This window comes from Streptomyces sp. NPDC091282 (genome assembly GCF_044757385.1).
Classification (GTDB): Bacteria; Actinomycetota; Actinomycetes; order Streptomycetales; family Streptomycetaceae; genus Streptomyces; species Streptomyces gramineus.
Map to the genome: position 1 here is coordinate 944,777 of NZ_JBIVUX010000003.1, position 15,911 is coordinate 960,687.

Here is a 15,911-nt window from a genome sequence, read left to right on the forward strand (position 1 = left end):
GCGGGAGGGGGTTGGCGTGCAGTTCCCCGCGGTCCTTCAGGGTGTTAGGGGCGCGGGGAACTGCGCGAACGGCCCCCGCGGGCTCGCGGCCGCGAACGTGTCCCCGTGCCACCCCTAGGGGAGCGTCAGTACCGCCACCGCGCCGCCGTCGATCGCGTTTCCGAACGACAGGCGCGCGCCCAGTACCTCCGCCTGCCCGGCCGCGATCGTCAGCCCCAGCCCGTGCCCCTTGCTCCCGCCCTCCGTGCGGAACCGCTGGGGCCCGTGCGCCACCAGGTACGCGGGGAAACCGCCCCCGTGGTCCCGGACGGTGACCTCCTTGCCCTCCACCGTCAGCACCACCGGCGCCCGCCCGTGCCGGTGCGCGTTGGCGACCAGGTTGCCCAGCACCCGTTCCAGCCGCCGCCGGTCCGTCTCCACCCACACGTCCCGCACGACCTTCACCTCGGTCTCCGTCCCCGAGGCCCGCACCACCCGCTCGGCCAGCGCGCCCAGCGCCTCCGTGTCGGTCTCCAGCAGCTCCCGGCCGGTGTCCAGGCGGGAGATCTCCAGCAGGTCCTCGGTGAGCGTGCGCAGCGCGGCGACCCGGTCCCGCACCAGTTCCGTCGGCCGGCCCTCGGGCAGCAGTTCCGCCGCCGCGTGCAGCCCGGTCAGCGGCGTCCGCAGCTCGTGCGCCACGTCCGCGGTGAAACGCTGCTCGCTCAGCAGCTTGCTCTGCAGCGACGCGGCCATGCCGTCCAGCGCCGCGGCGACCGCGGCCACCTCGTCCTGCGGCCGGGTCGGATCCTTGGTCCGCGGATCGTGCACCCGCGCGTCCAGGTCCCCGGCGCTGATCCGCCGCGCCACCCGCGCGGTGCCGTGCAGCCGCCGGGTCACCCGGGTCACCGCGAACGCGCCGACCAGCAGCGTCGCCCCGATGGCGAGCACCGACGACCAGAGGATGGAGCGGTCGAGGCCCGCGATCGTACGGGCCTGCTGCGAGTAGTCGACGGCCACCGCGAGCGCCCGGCCGTGGTCCGCGGGGCCCGCCGCCCACATCGTGGGGCGGCCGTCGTCCTTGGCGACCATCGTGCCGCGCTTTCCGGCCGCCGCCAGCGTCCGCAGCCGCGACGGCAGCCCCGCCGGATCGATCGCCGAGCCCGGCACCAGCGCGTCGCCCGCCTCGTACGCGGTCGTCGCGTCCGCCAGCCGGGACAGCGCCTGGTCGCGGGCCTGCGCGACGGTCTGATCGGTGACCGACACGTGCACGAGCCCGCCCAGCAGCGCGGCCAGCGCACAGCACATCACCGTGATGAACGCGGCGGACTTCACCGCCAGCGTCCCGGCCCGGCGCGGCAGCCTCATCGCGCGCCCGCGGACGCCGAGGGCACCGGCGCGTGGCTGTGCCGCGCCTTGCCGGTGCGCAGGAACTCGTCCCGGGAGAACACCATCGCCTTCCGCTCCTGGTCCCACTCCCAGGTGGTCCGGTACTCGTACCCGCTGATCCCGGCCGGCGACCGCACGATGACCGCGCGCCCGGCCAGCTCGACGCCGATGATCGCGTCGTCGTCCTCCAGCACCTGCACCAGGCGGTGGTTCTCGACGGTGTACACGCGCAGCGCGGTCTGGTTGGTCGGGTACAGCCGGAAGCCGAGCGTCAGCTCGTCCCGCCCGTCCCCGGTCAGATCCCGGTAGTACGGCGTGAGCAGCGGACACCCCGTCCCGCCGCCCCCGGCCGTGCACTGCTGGATCCGGTTCACCGTCTCGTGGTAGGCGCCCTTGGACCCGTAGTCCGCCGTCTTCGCGGCGATCTCCGCCCGTACGACGGCCACCGGGTCGACCTCGCGGATGTCGTCGCCGGGGACCGTGACGCCTTTCACGGTCCGTGCGCTGCCCTCGTCGTAGGGCCAGGCAGGACTGGACGCCGGCCGCAGGTCGGGCCAGAGCTTCACCGGGCTGACCGCGGTCGGGGTGGCTCCGGCCTCCTGGAGTCCGCCGGAGTCGCCGCAGCCGGCGGCCGCCGTGGCCAGCAGGGCGACGGCGGCCGCGGCGAGGGCGGTACGCAAGGGACGACGGGTGGGCACGCTGCTCCTGGGCGGTTGGGGGATTTGCGGGTATCGAGGCCCCGTACACCTTATTAGCAGATTCGTATGGAAGTCCTTTTTGCGGCTGGGACGGCCGGTGCAGGGGAGAGGCTACTCGGCCAGTTCCTCCAGCAGCCGGGCGGTCGACAGACCGGCGCGCAGGTAGGCGACGAACAGCTCGTTGTGCAGCGCCCAGGGCGAGCGCCGGTCCCGGACCAGCCGTATCGCCTCCTCGGCCGTGCGCCCCCGGTGCACCAGCGCCTGGGCGACCACCAGCCCCGACCGGTTGTACCCGCTCCAGCAGCGCACCAGCACCGACCGCCCCGCGTCCAGGGCCTCACTGGCCGCCGTGGCGAGCCGCATCACACCCGCCAGCTGGGTCCCGTCCAGCGGCCCGTCGGGAATCGGCCACACCTGGTGCTCCACCCCGGCGTCCGGACCGTGCCCGGGCAGCCGCAGCAGACTCTGCACCAGATCGAACTCGTCCCGTACGACGACGGGCTCCGGCTCCCCGGCCTGCCCCCGGAACTCGTGACCGCCCATCCACAGCCCCGGCAGCACCTCGCTCCACGGACTGTCCGGGACCGGGACGTCGTACCGCCCACTGCGTATCCGCACCGGCGCCTCCCCGCTGCGCGCGCCAACCCCTCGTCAAAGGTAGCCGGGTTCTTGCCCGCGGAGCACCCCGCCTGTTCCCATGGTCGAGGGGTGATGTCGCAATGAGCGGACTGCGCGTCGTGCCGACCTGGCGCCACGGCCGGGAGCGGCTGTACGTCTGCCATCCGGACGGACGGAACGTCGCCTGGTACGACCGGGAGGCGGCCCGGGTCAACCTGCTCAGCGAGGAGCGCCGGGACGACGTGCTCGAAACCCTCCGGCCGTTCCTGACCGGCCCGGTCACGGTCGGCCCGCCGCCCGTGCCGACGCCCGCCGAACTCGCGCGCCTGAGCCTGCACCCCGACGACGACCTCGCGCCCAACCGCCCCGGCGAGGCGCTGCTGGTCGCCCTCGACCGGGATCCCGGCCCGGCCCACCGGCTGCGCCCCGACCCGCGCCGCCGCGCCCTGGCCGCCGAGCAGACCGTCGGCGACGCCCTCGACCGCCTGGACGGCGCCGGCTGGCACGTCCTGCACTCCGTCCCGCTGCCCGGCGGCGACCGCCTTCACCACCTGCTGATCGGCCCCGGCGGCCTCTTCTGCGTGCACGCGCTGCACGCCCGCAAGCAGCGGGTCCTGATCGCCGACCCGATGGTCACGCTGGGCCGCCGCGATCCCCGGCCGCTGCTGCGCGTCCTGCGCTCGGCCGCCGACCGGGCCTCGTACGCCCTGACGGCCGAGGTCCGCCCGGTGCTGGCGCTGACCGAACCGGCGGACGTCCGGTTCACGGCCCCGCCCCGCGAGGTCCGCGTCCTGCGCGACCAGGACCTCCAGGACCTGTCCCGGCTGGGCGGAGTCCTCAAGCCGGCCGACGTCGAGGCCCTGCACGCGACGGCCCGCGACCGCTCCACCTGGGCCAGGCTGTGACCACCGGCCCGCCTCCCTCCGGCGGTGCCTCGTCCTCACGGAAGTGAGGCCGCGCGCGCCGGGTCCAGCAGCGGTGCCAGCAGGTCGCCGTGCCGCTCGACGCGGGCCGGGACGTCCCCGGCCAGGAACACCAGGTCCGCCGCGCGCCCGCACCCCGCGACCTCCTCCCAGGTCACGGGCGTGGAGACCGCCGGTTCCCGCCGCGCCCGCGCGGTGTACGGCGTCGCCGTCGTCTTCCGCCCCGCGTTCTGGCTCCAGTCCACGAACACCTTCCCCGGCCGCAGGCTCCGCGTCATCCGGCTCACCACCAGGTGCGGCAGCGCCCGCTCCGCCGCCACGGCCAGCTCCTTGGCGTACTCGCTGACCCGCTCGCTCGACGCCCCGCGCACCGCCGCCAGCAGGTGCAGCCCCTTCGACCCGGCCGTCTTCGGGTACGCCTCGATCCCGTCCGCGGCCAGCCGGTCTCGCAGCCACAGCGCGGCCTCGCAGCACTCCACCACCGTCGCCGGAGCCCCGGGATCCAGGTCGAGGACGATCCGGTCCGCCTCGTCCGGCGTGTCCGCCCGCCACTGGTGCGTGTGGAACTCGGCGACCAGGTTCGCCGCCCACATCAGGCTCGCCAGGTCCTGCACCAGCACCATCCGGGCCGCCCCGTCCGACCGGCGGACCTCGGTGGTGGTGACCCAGTCGGGCGTACCCGGCGGCACGTTCTTCGTGAAGAAGACCTGCCCGTCCGGCCCGTCCGGATAGCGCAGGAAGGACACCGGCCGGCCGCGCAGATGCGGCAGCATGACCTCGGCGACCGTCGCGTAGTAGTGCAGCAGCTCGCCCTTGGTGAACCCGGTCGCGGGATACAGCACCTTCTCCAGATTGCTGAGCGCGACCCTCCGCCCGTCCACCTCCGTGATCGGCGTCATACGATGACAATCTCATACAAACCGCTCACGCAAGCGAAGGTCTTCGGACGGCCGCCGGACGGAAGGAATCCGCAGGTGCGATCCATTTGGAACGGCGCGATCTCCTTCGGGCTCGTCAGCATCCCGATCAAGCTGGTGAACGCCACGGAGAGCCACGCGATCTCCTTCCGGCAGGTCCATGCCGAGGACAACGGCCGGATCCGCTACCGGAAGTTCTGCGAGCTGGAGGACCGCGAGGTCACCCAGTCCGAGATCGGCAAGGGGTACGAGGACGCCGACGGCACGATCATCCCGATCACCGACGACGACCTCTCCCACCTGCCCCTGCCCACCGCCCGCACGATCGAGATCGTGGCCTTCGTCCCGGCCGACCGGATCGACCCGCTCCAGATGGACGCGGCCTACTACCTCGCGGCGAGCGGCGCACCGGCCGCCAAGCCCTACACCCTCCTGCGCGAGGCCCTCAAGCGCAGCCACAAGGTGGCCATCGCCAAGTACGCGCTGCGCGGCCGGGAGCGGCTCGGCATGCTCCGGGTGGTCGGCGACGCCATCGCCATGCACGGCCTGCTCTGGCCGGACGAGGTCCGCGCCCCGGAGGGCGTCGCCCCCGACGTCGACGTCACCGTCCGCGACAAGGAGCTGGACCTCGCGGACGCCCTGATGGACACCCTCGGCGAGGTCGACCTGGCGGACCTGCACGACGAGTACCGGACGGCCCTGGAGGAGGTCATCGCCGCGAAGGCGGCCGGCGAGGCCCCGCCGGAGACTCCCGAACCGGCGACGGGCGGCAAGGTCCTGGACCTGATGGCGGCCCTGGAGAAGAGCGTGCGCGCGGCGAAGGAGTCGCGGGGCGAGGACGCCGAGGTCACGCCGATGCCCCGGCGGGCGGCCGCGAAGAAGACGGCGGCGAAGAAGGCACCGGCCAAGAAGACGGCGGCGAAGAAGACCACGGCGAACGGGAAGACGGCCGCGGCCGGGAAGACGGCCGCGAAGAAGACGGTGGCGACCGCCAAGGGGACCGCGAAGAAGACGACCGCGCGCAAGACCGCGCCCCGCAAACGCACCGCGTGACGCGTCCATCGCGTGACGCTCCGCGCGGCCGTCGGCGTGAGTCGTCGGCGTGGGTCGTCGGCGTGGGCCGCCGCCGTCCCGGTGGCGTCGGGACGGGTCTACCGGGCGTCGGGACGGCTCTCCTGGGCGTCGGGACGGGGCTGCCGGGCGGCCCAGAGGCCGCGGACGTGTCCGATGTGGCGGGTCATGACCTCGCGTACCGCCTCCTCGTCGCGGGCCACGAGCGCGTCCAGCAGTTCGAGGTGCTCCTCGGCGGAGGCCAGCAGGCGGCCCGCCTCCAGCAGCGCGGTGAGGCCATACAGACGGGAGCGCCCCCGCAGGTCCCCGACCACCTCGACGAGGTGGGCGTTGCCCGCGAGCGCCAGCAGGCCGAGGTGGAAGCGGGTGTCGGCGTCGACGTAGGCGACCAGGTCACCGGCGACGGCGGCCCGGACGATCTCCCGGGCGGCCGGGCGCAGCGCCTCCAGCGAGACCGGGTCGGCGGTCCTGGCCAGCTCCACCACGGTCGGGATCTCGACGAGCGCACGGACGTGGGTGTACTCGTCCAGCTGTTTCTCGGACACATCGGTGACCCGGAACCCCTTGTTGGGGACGGTGTCGACCAGGCCCTCCTTGACCAGGTCCAGCATGGCCTCGCGCACCGGCGTCGCCGAGACGCCGAAGCGGGCGGCGAGCGTCGGCGCGGAGTACACCTCGCCCGGCCGCAGCTCACCGGCGATCAGCGCGGCCCGCAGGGCGTCGGCGACCCGCTCCCGGTAGCTGCTCTTCTTGCCCCCGAGGGTCGGCAGCGCCGGTACGGCGGCGGACGAGCGGTGCTGGGCGGCGGGCATGGGGTGTCTCCTCGTACGGCACGGGCGGCCTCCTCGGACGGTGGGTGCGGCGGGGTCCGCGGTGGGGGAGGCGCACGGGCGGCTTGTCGGCGCACTGTGCAATGTCACGCACCACCAGTATCCCCCGCCCGGACGCCGCTCAGGACCCTGCCGCCGGGCCCGTCCTCGTTCCCGGTCCGGACCGGCGTCAGAGGACGAAGCCGGTCGGGAACGGGTCGGTCGGGTCGAGCAGGTACTGGGCGGTACCGGTGATCCAGGCGCGGCCGGTGAAGCTCGGCAGCACGGCGGGACGGCCGGCGACCTCGGTGGTGCCGAGGAGCCGGCCGGTGAACCGGGTCCCGATGAAGGACTCGTTCACGAACTCGGTGCGGAGCGGGAGTTCGCCGCGCGCGTGCAGCTGGGCCATGCGCGCACTCGTACCGGTGCCGCACGGGGAGCGGTCGAACCAGCCGGGATGGATGGCCATCGCGTGCCGGGAGTGCCGGGCGGTGGCGCCGGGCGCGACGAGATGGACGTGGTGGCAGCCGCGGATGGACGGGTCCTCCGGATGGACGGGCTCCTCCTTCGCGTTGATCGCCTCCATCAGGGAGAGGCCGGCCCGGAGGATGTCCTCCTTGCGGGACCGGTCGAAGGGCAGGCCGAACGCGTCCAGCGGCAGGATGGCGTAGAAGTTGCCGCCGTACGCCAGGTCGTACGTCACCGTCCGCCCGTCGGCGAGGGTGATCTCGCGGTCGAGGCCCACCGCGAAGGACGGCACGTTGGCGAGGGTGACGTGCCGGGCCGCCCCGTTCTCCACCGCCACCTCGGCGACGACGAGACCCGCCGGGGTGTCCAGCCGGATCGTCGTGACCGGTTCGACGACCTCGACCATGCCGGTCTCCACCAGCACGGTGGCCACGCCGATCGTGCCGTGCCCGCACATCGGCAGATAGCCGGAGACCTCGATGTAGACGACTCCCCAGTCGCAGTCCGGCCGGGTCGGCGGCTGCAGGACCGCGCCGCTCATCGCCGCGTGCCCGCGCGGCTCGTTCATCAGCAACTGCTTGATGTCGTCGCGGTGTTCACGGAAGTACAGCCGCCGCTCGTTCATGGTCGCGCCGGGCAGGGTGCCGATCCCGCCGGTGATCACGCGGGTGGGCATGCCCTCGGTGTGCGAGTCGACGGCGTGCAGGACGAGTGTGCTGCGCATGACGATGCTCCTGGTGGATCGGCCTGGTCGGCCTGGTCGGGCTCGTGGGTTTGGTCGGCGTGGGCGGGGGGATCGGCGTGGTCGCGTGCTCGCGCGGTCGCGTGGCCAAGTGGCCCGCCGGGTCGGGCGGTTAGGCGAGTCCGGCGGCCACGGCCCGTTCGGTGGCGGCGCGCACGGCGGCCTCCTGCGCGGGCAGCAGCGGCATCCGCGGCGGCCGGACCGGTCCCCCCGACCGCCCGACGATGTCCATGGACACCTTGATGGCCTGCACGAACTCCACCTGGGAGTCCCAGCGCAGCAGCGGGTGCAGCTGCTCGTACAGCTTCTTGGCGGTCCCGAGGTCGCCGTCGACGGCCGCCCGGTACAGCTCGACGCACGCGCGCGGCAACGCGTTCGGGTAGCCGGCCACCCATCCCTTGGCCCCGGCGATCGCCAGCTCCAGGAGGACGTCGTCGGCACCGATCAACAGATCAAGGTCCGGGGCGAGTTCGGCGATCCGGTAGGCGCGGCGGACGTCGCCGGAGAACTCCTTGACGGCGTGGACGTACCCCTCGCCGTGCAGCCGGGCGAGCAGCTCCGGCACCAGATCGACCTTGGTGTCGACGGGGTTGTTGTACGCGACGACCGGGACGCCCGCCTGCGCGACCTCGGCGTAGTGGGCGAGCACCGAACGCTCGTCGGCACGGTAGGAGTTGGGCGGCAGCAGCATGACGGCCGCGCAGCCGGCGTCCCGCGCCTGCTCGGCCCAGCGACGGGCCTCGGCCGAGCCGTAGGCCGCGACACCGGGCATCACCCGCTCCCCGCCGACGGCGGCCACGGCCGTCTCCACGACCCTGGCGCGCTCCTCGGCGGTGAGCGTCTGGTACTCGCCGAGCGAGCCGTTCGGTACGACACCGTCGCAGCCGTTCGCCACCAGCCAGGCGCAGTGCTCGGCGTACCGGCCGTGATCCACGGACAGGTCGGCGCGGAGGGGGAGGGCGGTGGCGACGAGGACGCCGTGCCAGGGCCGGGCGGTACCGGTGTTCTGCGGGGCGGTCATGTGGGTCCCTTTTCGTCGAGGGTGAAGTCGAGGGGGCGAGGGTGAATAGGGTGTGACATTGCATTGCCGGCGGGGCTGCGGACCGGGGTGGGGTCGGTGTGGGATCGCGGTGTGCGGGCCGCTCCCGCCGTCCCGCATCCGGTGGTCGTGCGCGCCACGAGCGGTGCCGGCGGCTCAACCGTCGCCGTCGCCGTCTTCGTCTCCGTAGCCGTCGTCGTCCGGATACCGGCCTCCGGCGTCGGAAGGTTCGCCGGTGGCCGCCAGTACTCCGAGAGGCACCGGTCTGGCGAACGGCCGCCGGGAGGGCGTGGGTGCGCACCCGGCGAGCCCGGCGACCGCGGGCCCGCACACCCGCCCCTGGCACCAGCCCATCCCGGCCCGCGTCAGCAGCTTCACCGTCCGCACGTCACCGGCGCCGAGTTCTCCGACCGCCTCGCGGACCGCGCCCGCGGTCACCTCCTCGCACCGGCAGACCACGGTGTCGTCGGTGACCAGCTCGGTCCAGCGGGCGGGCGGGCCGTACGCGGTGTCGAGCGCGGCGGCGAACTCCCGCGAGCGGTCCCGGCTCCGGGCGGCCGTGGTCATGGTCCGCGGATCCGGTTCGGTGCCGCGCAGCCGGGCCGCCGCGGACCGGCCCGCGATCCGGCCCTCGGCGAGGGAGAGGGCGGCGCCGCCGACACCGGTGGTCTCGCCCGCCGCCCAGACGCCGGGGACGTCGGTGCGCTGCTCGGCGTCGACGCGGACCGCCGTGCCGTCGAGGGCGCAGCCCAGCGTCTCGGCGAGGTCCGTGTGCGGGAGCATGCCGTGGCCGACGGCGAGGGTGTCGCAGCCGATCCGGCGTCCGCTACCGGGCCTGACCCGCCCGGCGCCGTCCAGTGCGGCCACGGTGACCGCCTCCACCCGGCCGGTGCCGTGCGCCTCGACGACGGTGTGCCGGACGAGCGTGCGCACCCGGTGCCGCAGCAACCGGGCGCCGTACATCGCGGCCTCGACGACCTTGCCGGGCTGGACGGCCAGCGCGCGTGCCTGCCGCACCGCCCCTCCCGGACCGGCCGACTCGACCAGCGCGGCCACCTCGACGCCGGCCGCGGCCAGGCCGGTCGCGACGGGCAGCAGCAGCGGGCCGGTACCGGCGACGACGGCGGTGCGCCCGGGAACCACGAGGGAGCCCTTGAGCATGGCCTGGGCGCCGCCCGCGGTGACGACTCCGGGGAGGGTCCAGCCGGGGAAGGGCAGCACCCGCTCGTAACCGCCGGTGGCCAGCAGGACGCCGTCGGCGCGCACGGAGACGCCCTCCTCCTGCGCCGGCCCGAGCAGCGCGTGCACGGCGAACCCGTCGTCCAGCCTTTCCACCAGCCAGACATGATGATCCGTCACATGTCGTATGGTCCCGGCCCGTACCTCGTCCCGCAGGGCGTCCCGGAGCCGTACCCAGGTCCGCCACTGGTGGTGCAGCGCCTGCGGCCGCCGGGCACGCAACTCGCCGGCGGGCCGCCGGTAGAACTGGCCGCCGGCCTCCGCCGCAGCGTCGACGAGCGTGACCCGGACCCCGCCGCGGGCGGCGGCGATCGCGGCCGCGAGCCCGGCCGGCCCGGCGCCGATCACGGCGAGACGCGGCCGGTCAGCCGCCATGAACCGTGCCCTCCTGGGTGCGGATCGCGTCCCCGGGCCGCAGGGGCACCAGGCAAGCCCGCTGGTTCGGGCGGTCGTTGAGGGTCACCAGGCAGTCGAAGCAGACGCCGATGCCGCAGAAGACACCGCGGGGGCGGCCCTCGCTCCGGGTGCTGCGCCAGGAGGTGACCCCGGCCGCCCAGAGCGCGGCGGCGACGGTCTGGCCCGGCCAGGCCGGGATCTCCCGCCCGTCGAAGGTGACCGTGAACGCCGGACCCGGCTGGGCGTCGGCGAGTTCCAGGGGTGAGCGCACGCGGTCTCCTCTAGTCGGCTGGTCGGGGTCCTGGTGCGGGACGGTGATCGGTGTCGCCGGAGGCGAAGCGGTCCGGACGGAAGGCCGCGAACTCCCGCTCCTCGTACGGGTCGTCGCGGGTCAGCGCCCGGGTGATCAGGTGACCGGTGCCGGTGGCGAGCCCGATGCCGGCGCCCTCGTGGCCGCAGGCGTGGTGCAGGCCGGGGACGCGCGGGTCGGGGCCGATGGCGGGCAGATGGTCGGGCAGGTACGGGCGGAAACCGAGGTAGGCGCGGGTGGCGCGGACGTCCGCGAGGAACGGGAACAGCCGGGTCGCGCCCGCCGCCAGCGCCCGTACGACCGGCAGCGAGAACGTCCGGTCGAAACCGGTCCGTTCGCGGCTCGCGCCGATCAGCACCGGGCCCGCGGCCGTACCCTCCACGACCGGCGAGGTCTGCAGGGCGGCCGAGTCGCTGGCCACGTCGGCCACGTAGTCGGCGGCGTACACCTTGTGGCGGATCAGGCGCGGCAGGGGCTCGGTGACGAGGACGAAGCCGCGGCGCGGGAGGACCGGGAGCCGGGTGCCCGCCAGCGCGGCGATGTCGGCACCCCAGGTACCGGCCGCGTTGACGACCGCGGGCGCGTCGACGTCGCCCCGGTCGGTACGGACTCCGCGCACCGCGCCGTCCGCGGTGCGCGGTACGGCGGTCACGGTACGGCCGGTGAGGACCCGGGCACCCGAGGCGCGCAGCAGCCGGGCGGCGGCCAGGGCGGGCATCACCTGGGCGTCCTGCGGATAGCGCACGGCGCCGGGCAGGCCTGGGGCGAGCCGGGGTTCGAGGCCGTACAGCTCGTCGGCGCCGACGGGTGCGGCGAGGACGCCGGAGGCGCGCTGCGCGTCGGCGAACCGTTCGAGGGCGGCGAGTCCGTCCGCCGAGGAGGCGACGACCAGCCCGCCCTTGGCCTCGTACTCGACGGCCGTCCCGAACTCCTCGGCCAGTTCGGCCCACAGCCGCGCGGACAGCAGGGCGAGGTCCAGCTCGGGACCGGGCTCCTTGTCGGAGACGAGGAGGTTCCCCTCGCCGGCTCCGGTGGTCCCGCCGGCCACGGGTCCGCGGTCCACGACCACCACGTCGAGACCGGCCCGTGCCGCGTACAGAGCACAGGCGGCCCCCACCATCCCGGCGCCGACGACCACGACATCGCAGGTCAGTCGCTTGCTCACGCCAGTACTATGTCACATATCCCACTCCTGGGGAATGGCACCGCACGTACCGCGCGCACCGCGCGAACACGCCGCACGCACGGGCCGACGCCGGGCCATCGCGGCACCACCGGGCGAGGATCCGGGGCGGCGCCCTCGAAGCGCGCGCCAGGAAGGACGGCCGCGGATCTCACGTTCCACGGGCCGCCCGCGTCTACCGGTCAGAAGACGGGGGACAGGAGATGGGAGACGTGGGATGAGCAGCACGCGACACCTCGTGATCGAGACCCGCCTCGGGCCGGTCACGCTCGTCGCCGAAGGCGAGACGATCACCGGCGTGTACTTCAGGCGGCACGCCCGCCGCCCCGCGCGGGAGACGTTCGGCCCCGAGGTGACCGACGCGACGGACCCGCTGCTGAACGAGGCGGCACGCCAGCTCCTCGACTACCTGGCGGGACGGCGCAGGCGGTTCGACCTGCCGCTCGCCGCCGAGGGCGACTCGTTCCAGCTCGCGGTCTGGGAGATCGTGAAGAGCATCCAGTGCGGCGACACGACCACCTACGGCCGCATCGCCGAGCAGCTCGGAGACCGCGCCCTCGCGCAACGCGTCGGCCAGGCCGTGGGCGCCAACCCGCTGTGCATCCTCGTACCGTGCCACCGCGTCGTCGGCTCCGACGGCTCCCTCACCGGGTACGCGGGCGGCCTGGAGCACAAACGGGCGCTGCTGGAGCTCGAAGAACCGTCCGCGGCCGGCGCCGGGCGGCTGTTCTGACACCGCCGCGCGCGTCCGCCACCACCGGCACGTCTTCCCTGGGATGGACATGAAACAACCGTTCGAGAGTGTGGTCGCGGAGCACGGAGCGACCGTGCTGCGCGTCTGCCGGGTCGTCCTCGGCCCGCACGACGCGGACGACGCGTGGTCGGAGACCTTCCTGTCCGCCCTGCGAGCCTATCCCGGCCTGCCGGAGACCGCGAACGTCGAGGCCTGGCTGGTGACGATCGCGCACCGCAAGGCGATCGACGTGCTGCGCGTCGGCAAGAGGAACCCGCTGCCGGTCGACGAGGTCCCGGAGGAGCCGACGGGACAGGGCATCCCGGAGTCCGCAGACGCCGACCTGTGGACCGCGGTGAAAGGCCTCCCGGCCAAACAGCGCCAGGCCGTCGCCTACCGCTACGTGGCGGGACTCGCGTACGCCGAGATCGCGGAGATCCTCGGCGGCACCACCGACGCGGCCCGCAGAGCCGCCGCGGACGGCCTCAGGAACCTCAGGAAGAACTACCCGGCCGCGATCACGAAAGGAGCGCCATCATGAACGCCATTCACGCCGCCGACGGCCGTAGCCCCGAGGACGTCGCTCGCCCCGATGCCGCCACCCGCCCCGAAGAAGCTGCCCGCCCCGAAGAAGCTGCCCGTGCGGTCCGCGACGACGAGGACATGACCTCGCTGCTGTCGACGCACGTGGACGCCGACACGCTCGGCCGGCTCCACCGCCGCCTGGAGCGGGCGGCCGAGCGCGCCGACCTCGTGGACGTCGCCTACACCACCGTCGACTCGCCGGTCGGCAAGCTGCTGCTGGCCGCCACCCCGCAGGGCCTGGTCCGCGTGGCGTACGCCAGGGAGGACCACGACCGGGTCCTGGAGACCCTCGGCCAGAAGCTCAGCCCGCGCATCCTGCGCGTCCCCGGCCGCCTGGACGAGGCGGCACGAGAGATCGACGAGTACTTCGCCGGCCACCGCCAGGCGTTCGACCTCACGCTGGACCTCTCCCTCTCCCGCGGCTTCCGGCGCCTCGTACAGACCCGTCTGCCCGAGATCGGGTACGGCCAGACCCGCAGCTACCGGGACATGGCCGAGCTGGTCGGCAACCCCAAGGCGGTACGCGCGGTGGGCACCGCCTGCGCGACCAACCCGCTGCCGATCGTCGTCCCGTGCCACCGCGTCCTGCGCACCGACGGCACACCCGGCGGTTACGTCGGCGGACTGGAAGCCAAGACCGCGCTGCTGAACCTGGAGGCGACGGCATGAACACCGAGAAGACGCCCGCGGCAAGCGGCACGGACCGCTGGCACGACCGGGTCGAGTCCACCGACTGGCAGGCGATCACCGCGGAGATCGACGAGTACGGCGGCGCCCTCCTGCCACAACTCCTGACCCCGGAGGAGACCGTCGAGATCAGGGGTCTGTACGAGCAGGACGGCCCGTTCCGCAGCACGGTCGACATGGCCCGCCACCGCTTCGGCGAGGGCCGGTACCGGTACTTCGACACGCCGTACCCGGAACCGGTCGAACGCCTCAAGCAGGCCCTGTACCCGCGGCTGCTGCCCATCGCCCGAGACTGGTGGAACAGACTCGGCAGGCCCGCGCCGTGGCCGGACTCGCTCGACGAGTGGCTGCGGATGTGCCACGACGCCGGCCAGACGAAGTCCACGGCGATCCTGCTCCACTACGGCGAGAAGGACTGGAACGCCCTGCACCGCGACCTGTACGGCGACCTCGTGTTCCCGTTGCAGGTCGTGATCAACCTCAACGAGCCCGGAGTGGACCACACGGGCGGCGAGTTCCTGCTGCTGGAACAGCGCCCACGCGCCCAGTCCCGGGGCACCGCCACCCTGCTGCCGCACGGCCACGGCTACCTCTTCACCACCCGCGACCGCCCCGTCAGGTCCACCCGCGGATGGTCCGCCGCGCCGGTCCGGCACGGCGTCTCCGCCATCCGCTCCGGCGAACGGCACACCCTCGCCCTCGTCTTCCACGACGCCGCATGACCGCCCCGGCGAAGACGTACACCCTGCTGGACGCGACCGGCCGGCCGTACCGGTCCCCGACGAAAGGTCTCTGGGGCGGCCACCGCGGCTCCAGGATCTACGGCCGGCTGGACTGCCCCACCGCGCTGCGCGCCCTCGCCCGCAGCGGCTACGCGCACCAGCGGGTCTTCTTCGCCGACGAGGCCACGGCGGTCGCCGCGGGCTTCCGCCCCTGCGGGGCCTGCTGCAAGGACCGCTACCGGGCATGGAAGACCGCACAGGAGAACGGCGAACGATGGACTCCCTGACCAGCCCCCTCCTCCCGACCCCGGCAACCCACGACCCGGACCCGATGGCCACGCCCGCCGAGATCGCCGCCGTCATCGCACTGGCCCACGCCCGCCGCGCCCGCACCCTGGTGATCGGCTCCGGCCGCACCCCGCACGCCCTGGCGACCGCGCGCAGAATCGACTCCACCTGGACCCGCGCCGGCGGCATCACCCTGGCCACGATCACCTGGCCGGAGACGGCCGCCTCCTGGCTCCGCCAGGCGACCCGCTTCGTCGCCCCCGCCCCGGACCTCTGGGTGATGACCGGCCCCGCGACCGGCTGGGCCCAGATGACCAGACGGCTCCTGTGGTCGACCCCATGGCCCCCCACCCACACCCTCGCAACCGCCGCCCTCGCCGCCCCCCACACCCTGACCCTCGTAGGCCTCCCTTACTTGAACGGCCTGACAGGAGCAGCTGCCGACGGCACCAGGTGGAAGGTGACGAACGACGTCCTCATACACACCTAAACCGGCCGGCTGACTGACCGTCCGCCACCCCACACAGGCGGTCCCATGCGTAGCGCGCGCAGACCGGGCCGAAGGCAGGAGCGCAGCGCGCAGCGGAGCCAGCTTGAACCAGTAGAGAAAGTTGTAACTCCATGCCTGGCAGCGTCGTTGGGTTAAGAACGGCTAACACAATGAGGTGAGTGAGGTTTTCTCAGCGGTGATCTTTTCCATTGGCTGTTGAGTACGAGTGCGGCTCGGGCGATGTCGCCGATGCGGCTGGGGCTGAGGGTGACGTGCTTGAGGGCGCGCCAGCGTTCCTTCAGTTCGGCGGCGGTGCGCTCGCCGAGTGCGCGCAGGTCTCTGATCAGGGTGTTCCTGGTGCGGGTGGAGGGCCGGTCCCGGGGGATCGAGGGCTCCCGGGAACCGACGTGGGACGAGGTCGAGCCGCGGCGGAAGGTGTTCGCTTCGTGGGCCGAGGAGCGGTTGGTGCTGGACAGCGTGTTCAAGCTGTCGCGGAACACCGAGACCGCCCTGGAGTTCCTGCGTGCGGAGGCCTCCGTAACTTGAGCCGGTGTGGCCGGTGGCAGTAGCCGTTCTGCGCCGACGCTGTCGCTCCAAGCCCGCCGCGGGCCGCCAGGGGGCCAGTTGC

General features: G+C 73.7%; 19 protein-coding genes. 9 read left to right on the top strand and 10 right to left on the bottom strand.

Going from position 1 to position 15,911, the window contains the following annotated elements; genetic code table 11:
- Positions 1–114: 114 nt before the first annotated feature.
- The 3 genes from ACIQOE_RS18220 to ACIQOE_RS18230 form a co-directional block, all read right to left on the bottom strand.
- Positions 115–1,344, bottom strand: coding sequence for an ATP-binding protein (locus tag ACIQOE_RS18220; RefSeq protein ID WP_365574009.1), 1,230 nt, complete (start codon positions 1,342–1,344; stop codon positions 115–117).
- Positions 1,341–2,063, bottom strand: coding sequence for a hypothetical protein (locus ACIQOE_RS18225; protein WP_362646500.1), 723 nt, complete (start codon positions 2,061–2,063; stop codon positions 1,341–1,343). Before ACIQOE_RS18225 ends, ACIQOE_RS18220 begins: the two co-directional genes overlap by 4 nt.
- Positions 2,064–2,174: 111 nt before the next feature.
- A complete protein-coding gene (locus tag ACIQOE_RS18230) occupies positions 2,175–2,606 on the bottom strand; it encodes a protein phosphatase (protein ID WP_390632281.1) in 432 nt (143 codons plus the stop codon).
- Positions 2,607–2,782: 176 nt separating this feature from the next.
- Here ACIQOE_RS18230 and ACIQOE_RS18235 point away from each other — a divergent pair, with 176 nt between their 5' ends.
- Complete coding sequence (locus tag ACIQOE_RS18235; RefSeq protein WP_401412320.1) at positions 2,783–3,586, top strand: nuclease-related domain-containing protein; 804 nt, start codon at positions 2,783–2,785, stop codon at positions 3,584–3,586.
- A 35-nt stretch (positions 3,587–3,621) separates the two neighbouring features.
- Here the strand turns inward: ACIQOE_RS18235 and ligD are convergent, their stop codons facing one another.
- On the bottom strand, positions 3,622–4,503 hold the full coding sequence (gene ligD / locus ACIQOE_RS18240; RefSeq protein ID WP_362646505.1) for a non-homologous end-joining DNA ligase: 882 nt from the start codon (positions 4,501–4,503) through the stop codon (positions 3,622–3,624).
- Positions 4,504–4,578: 75 nt separating this feature from the next.
- On the opposite strand from ligD, the gene ACIQOE_RS18245 reads away from it, so the two are divergent.
- Positions 4,579–5,574 carry a Ku protein gene (locus ACIQOE_RS18245; RefSeq protein ID WP_401412323.1) on the top strand — a complete coding sequence of 332 codons (996 nt, stop codon included), beginning with the start codon at positions 4,579–4,581 and terminating at the stop codon, positions 5,572–5,574.
- A gap of 98 nt (positions 5,575–5,672) precedes the next feature.
- Here the strand turns inward: ACIQOE_RS18245 and ACIQOE_RS18250 are convergent, their stop codons facing one another.
- The 6 genes from ACIQOE_RS18250 to ACIQOE_RS18275 all read right to left on the bottom strand — a co-directional run bounded on the left by ACIQOE_RS18250 (position 5,673) and on the right by ACIQOE_RS18275 (position 11,760).
- Complete coding sequence (locus ACIQOE_RS18250) at positions 5,673–6,404, bottom strand: GntR family transcriptional regulator (protein WP_401412325.1); 732 nt, start codon at positions 6,402–6,404, stop codon at positions 5,673–5,675.
- Positions 6,405–6,591: 187 nt separating this feature from the next.
- Positions 6,592–7,593, bottom strand: coding sequence for a proline racemase family protein (locus tag ACIQOE_RS18255; RefSeq protein ID WP_363014121.1), 1,002 nt, complete (start codon positions 7,591–7,593; stop codon positions 6,592–6,594).
- 130 nt (positions 7,594–7,723) lie between these two features.
- Positions 7,724–8,632, bottom strand: coding sequence for a dihydrodipicolinate synthase family protein (locus tag ACIQOE_RS18260; RefSeq protein ID WP_401412327.1), 909 nt, complete (start codon positions 8,630–8,632; stop codon positions 7,724–7,726).
- Between the two features lie 174 nt (positions 8,633–8,806).
- Positions 8,807–10,264, bottom strand: coding sequence for an FAD-dependent oxidoreductase (locus ACIQOE_RS18265; protein ID WP_401412329.1), 1,458 nt, complete (start codon positions 10,262–10,264; stop codon positions 8,807–8,809).
- On the bottom strand, positions 10,254–10,556 hold the full coding sequence (locus ACIQOE_RS18270; protein WP_401412331.1) for a (2Fe-2S)-binding protein: 303 nt from the start codon (positions 10,554–10,556) through the stop codon (positions 10,254–10,256). Before ACIQOE_RS18270 ends, ACIQOE_RS18265 begins: the two co-directional genes overlap by 11 nt.
- A gap of 10 nt (positions 10,557–10,566) precedes the next feature.
- On the bottom strand, positions 10,567–11,760 hold the full coding sequence (locus ACIQOE_RS18275; RefSeq protein ID WP_365556502.1) for an FAD-dependent oxidoreductase: 1,194 nt from the start codon (positions 11,758–11,760) through the stop codon (positions 10,567–10,569).
- Between the two features lie 235 nt (positions 11,761–11,995).
- Between ACIQOE_RS18275 and ACIQOE_RS18280 the strand changes: the two genes are divergently transcribed.
- From ACIQOE_RS18280 to ACIQOE_RS18310, 7 genes are all read left to right on the top strand, one after another.
- Positions 11,996–12,511: a methylated-DNA--[protein]-cysteine S-methyltransferase gene (locus ACIQOE_RS18280; protein WP_365556500.1), complete on the top strand. Its 516-nt coding sequence runs from the start codon at positions 11,996–11,998 to the stop codon at positions 12,509–12,511.
- A gap of 49 nt (positions 12,512–12,560) precedes the next feature.
- The gene (locus tag ACIQOE_RS18285) at positions 12,561–13,052 is read left to right on the top strand and encodes an RNA polymerase sigma factor (RefSeq protein ID WP_401412334.1); all 492 of its coding nucleotides are present in this window, start codon (positions 12,561–12,563) and stop codon (positions 13,050–13,052) included.
- Entirely contained in the window at positions 13,049–13,765 is a 717-nt protein-coding gene (locus ACIQOE_RS18290) for a methylated-DNA--[protein]-cysteine S-methyltransferase (RefSeq protein ID WP_399012115.1), read from the top strand. The genes ACIQOE_RS18285 and ACIQOE_RS18290 overlap by 4 nt, the downstream gene beginning before the upstream one ends.
- Complete coding sequence (locus ACIQOE_RS18295; RefSeq protein ID WP_401412336.1) at positions 13,762–14,505, top strand: 2OG-Fe(II) oxygenase; 744 nt, start codon at positions 13,762–13,764, stop codon at positions 14,503–14,505. Before ACIQOE_RS18290 ends, ACIQOE_RS18295 begins: the two co-directional genes overlap by 4 nt.
- Positions 14,502–14,792, top strand: a complete 291-nt coding sequence (locus ACIQOE_RS18300) for an Ada metal-binding domain-containing protein (RefSeq protein ID WP_401412338.1) — start codon at positions 14,502–14,504, stop codon at positions 14,790–14,792. Before ACIQOE_RS18295 ends, ACIQOE_RS18300 begins: the two co-directional genes overlap by 4 nt.
- Positions 14,780–15,283, top strand: a complete 504-nt coding sequence (locus tag ACIQOE_RS18305) for a hypothetical protein (RefSeq protein ID WP_401412340.1) — start codon at positions 14,780–14,782, stop codon at positions 15,281–15,283. Before ACIQOE_RS18300 ends, ACIQOE_RS18305 begins: the two co-directional genes overlap by 13 nt.
- 276 nt (positions 15,284–15,559) lie before the next feature.
- The gene (locus ACIQOE_RS18310; protein ID WP_401412342.1) at positions 15,560–15,829 is read left to right on the top strand and encodes a hypothetical protein; all 270 of its coding nucleotides are present in this window, start codon (positions 15,560–15,562) and stop codon (positions 15,827–15,829) included.
- The last annotated feature ends 82 nt before the right edge of the window (positions 15,830–15,911 follow it).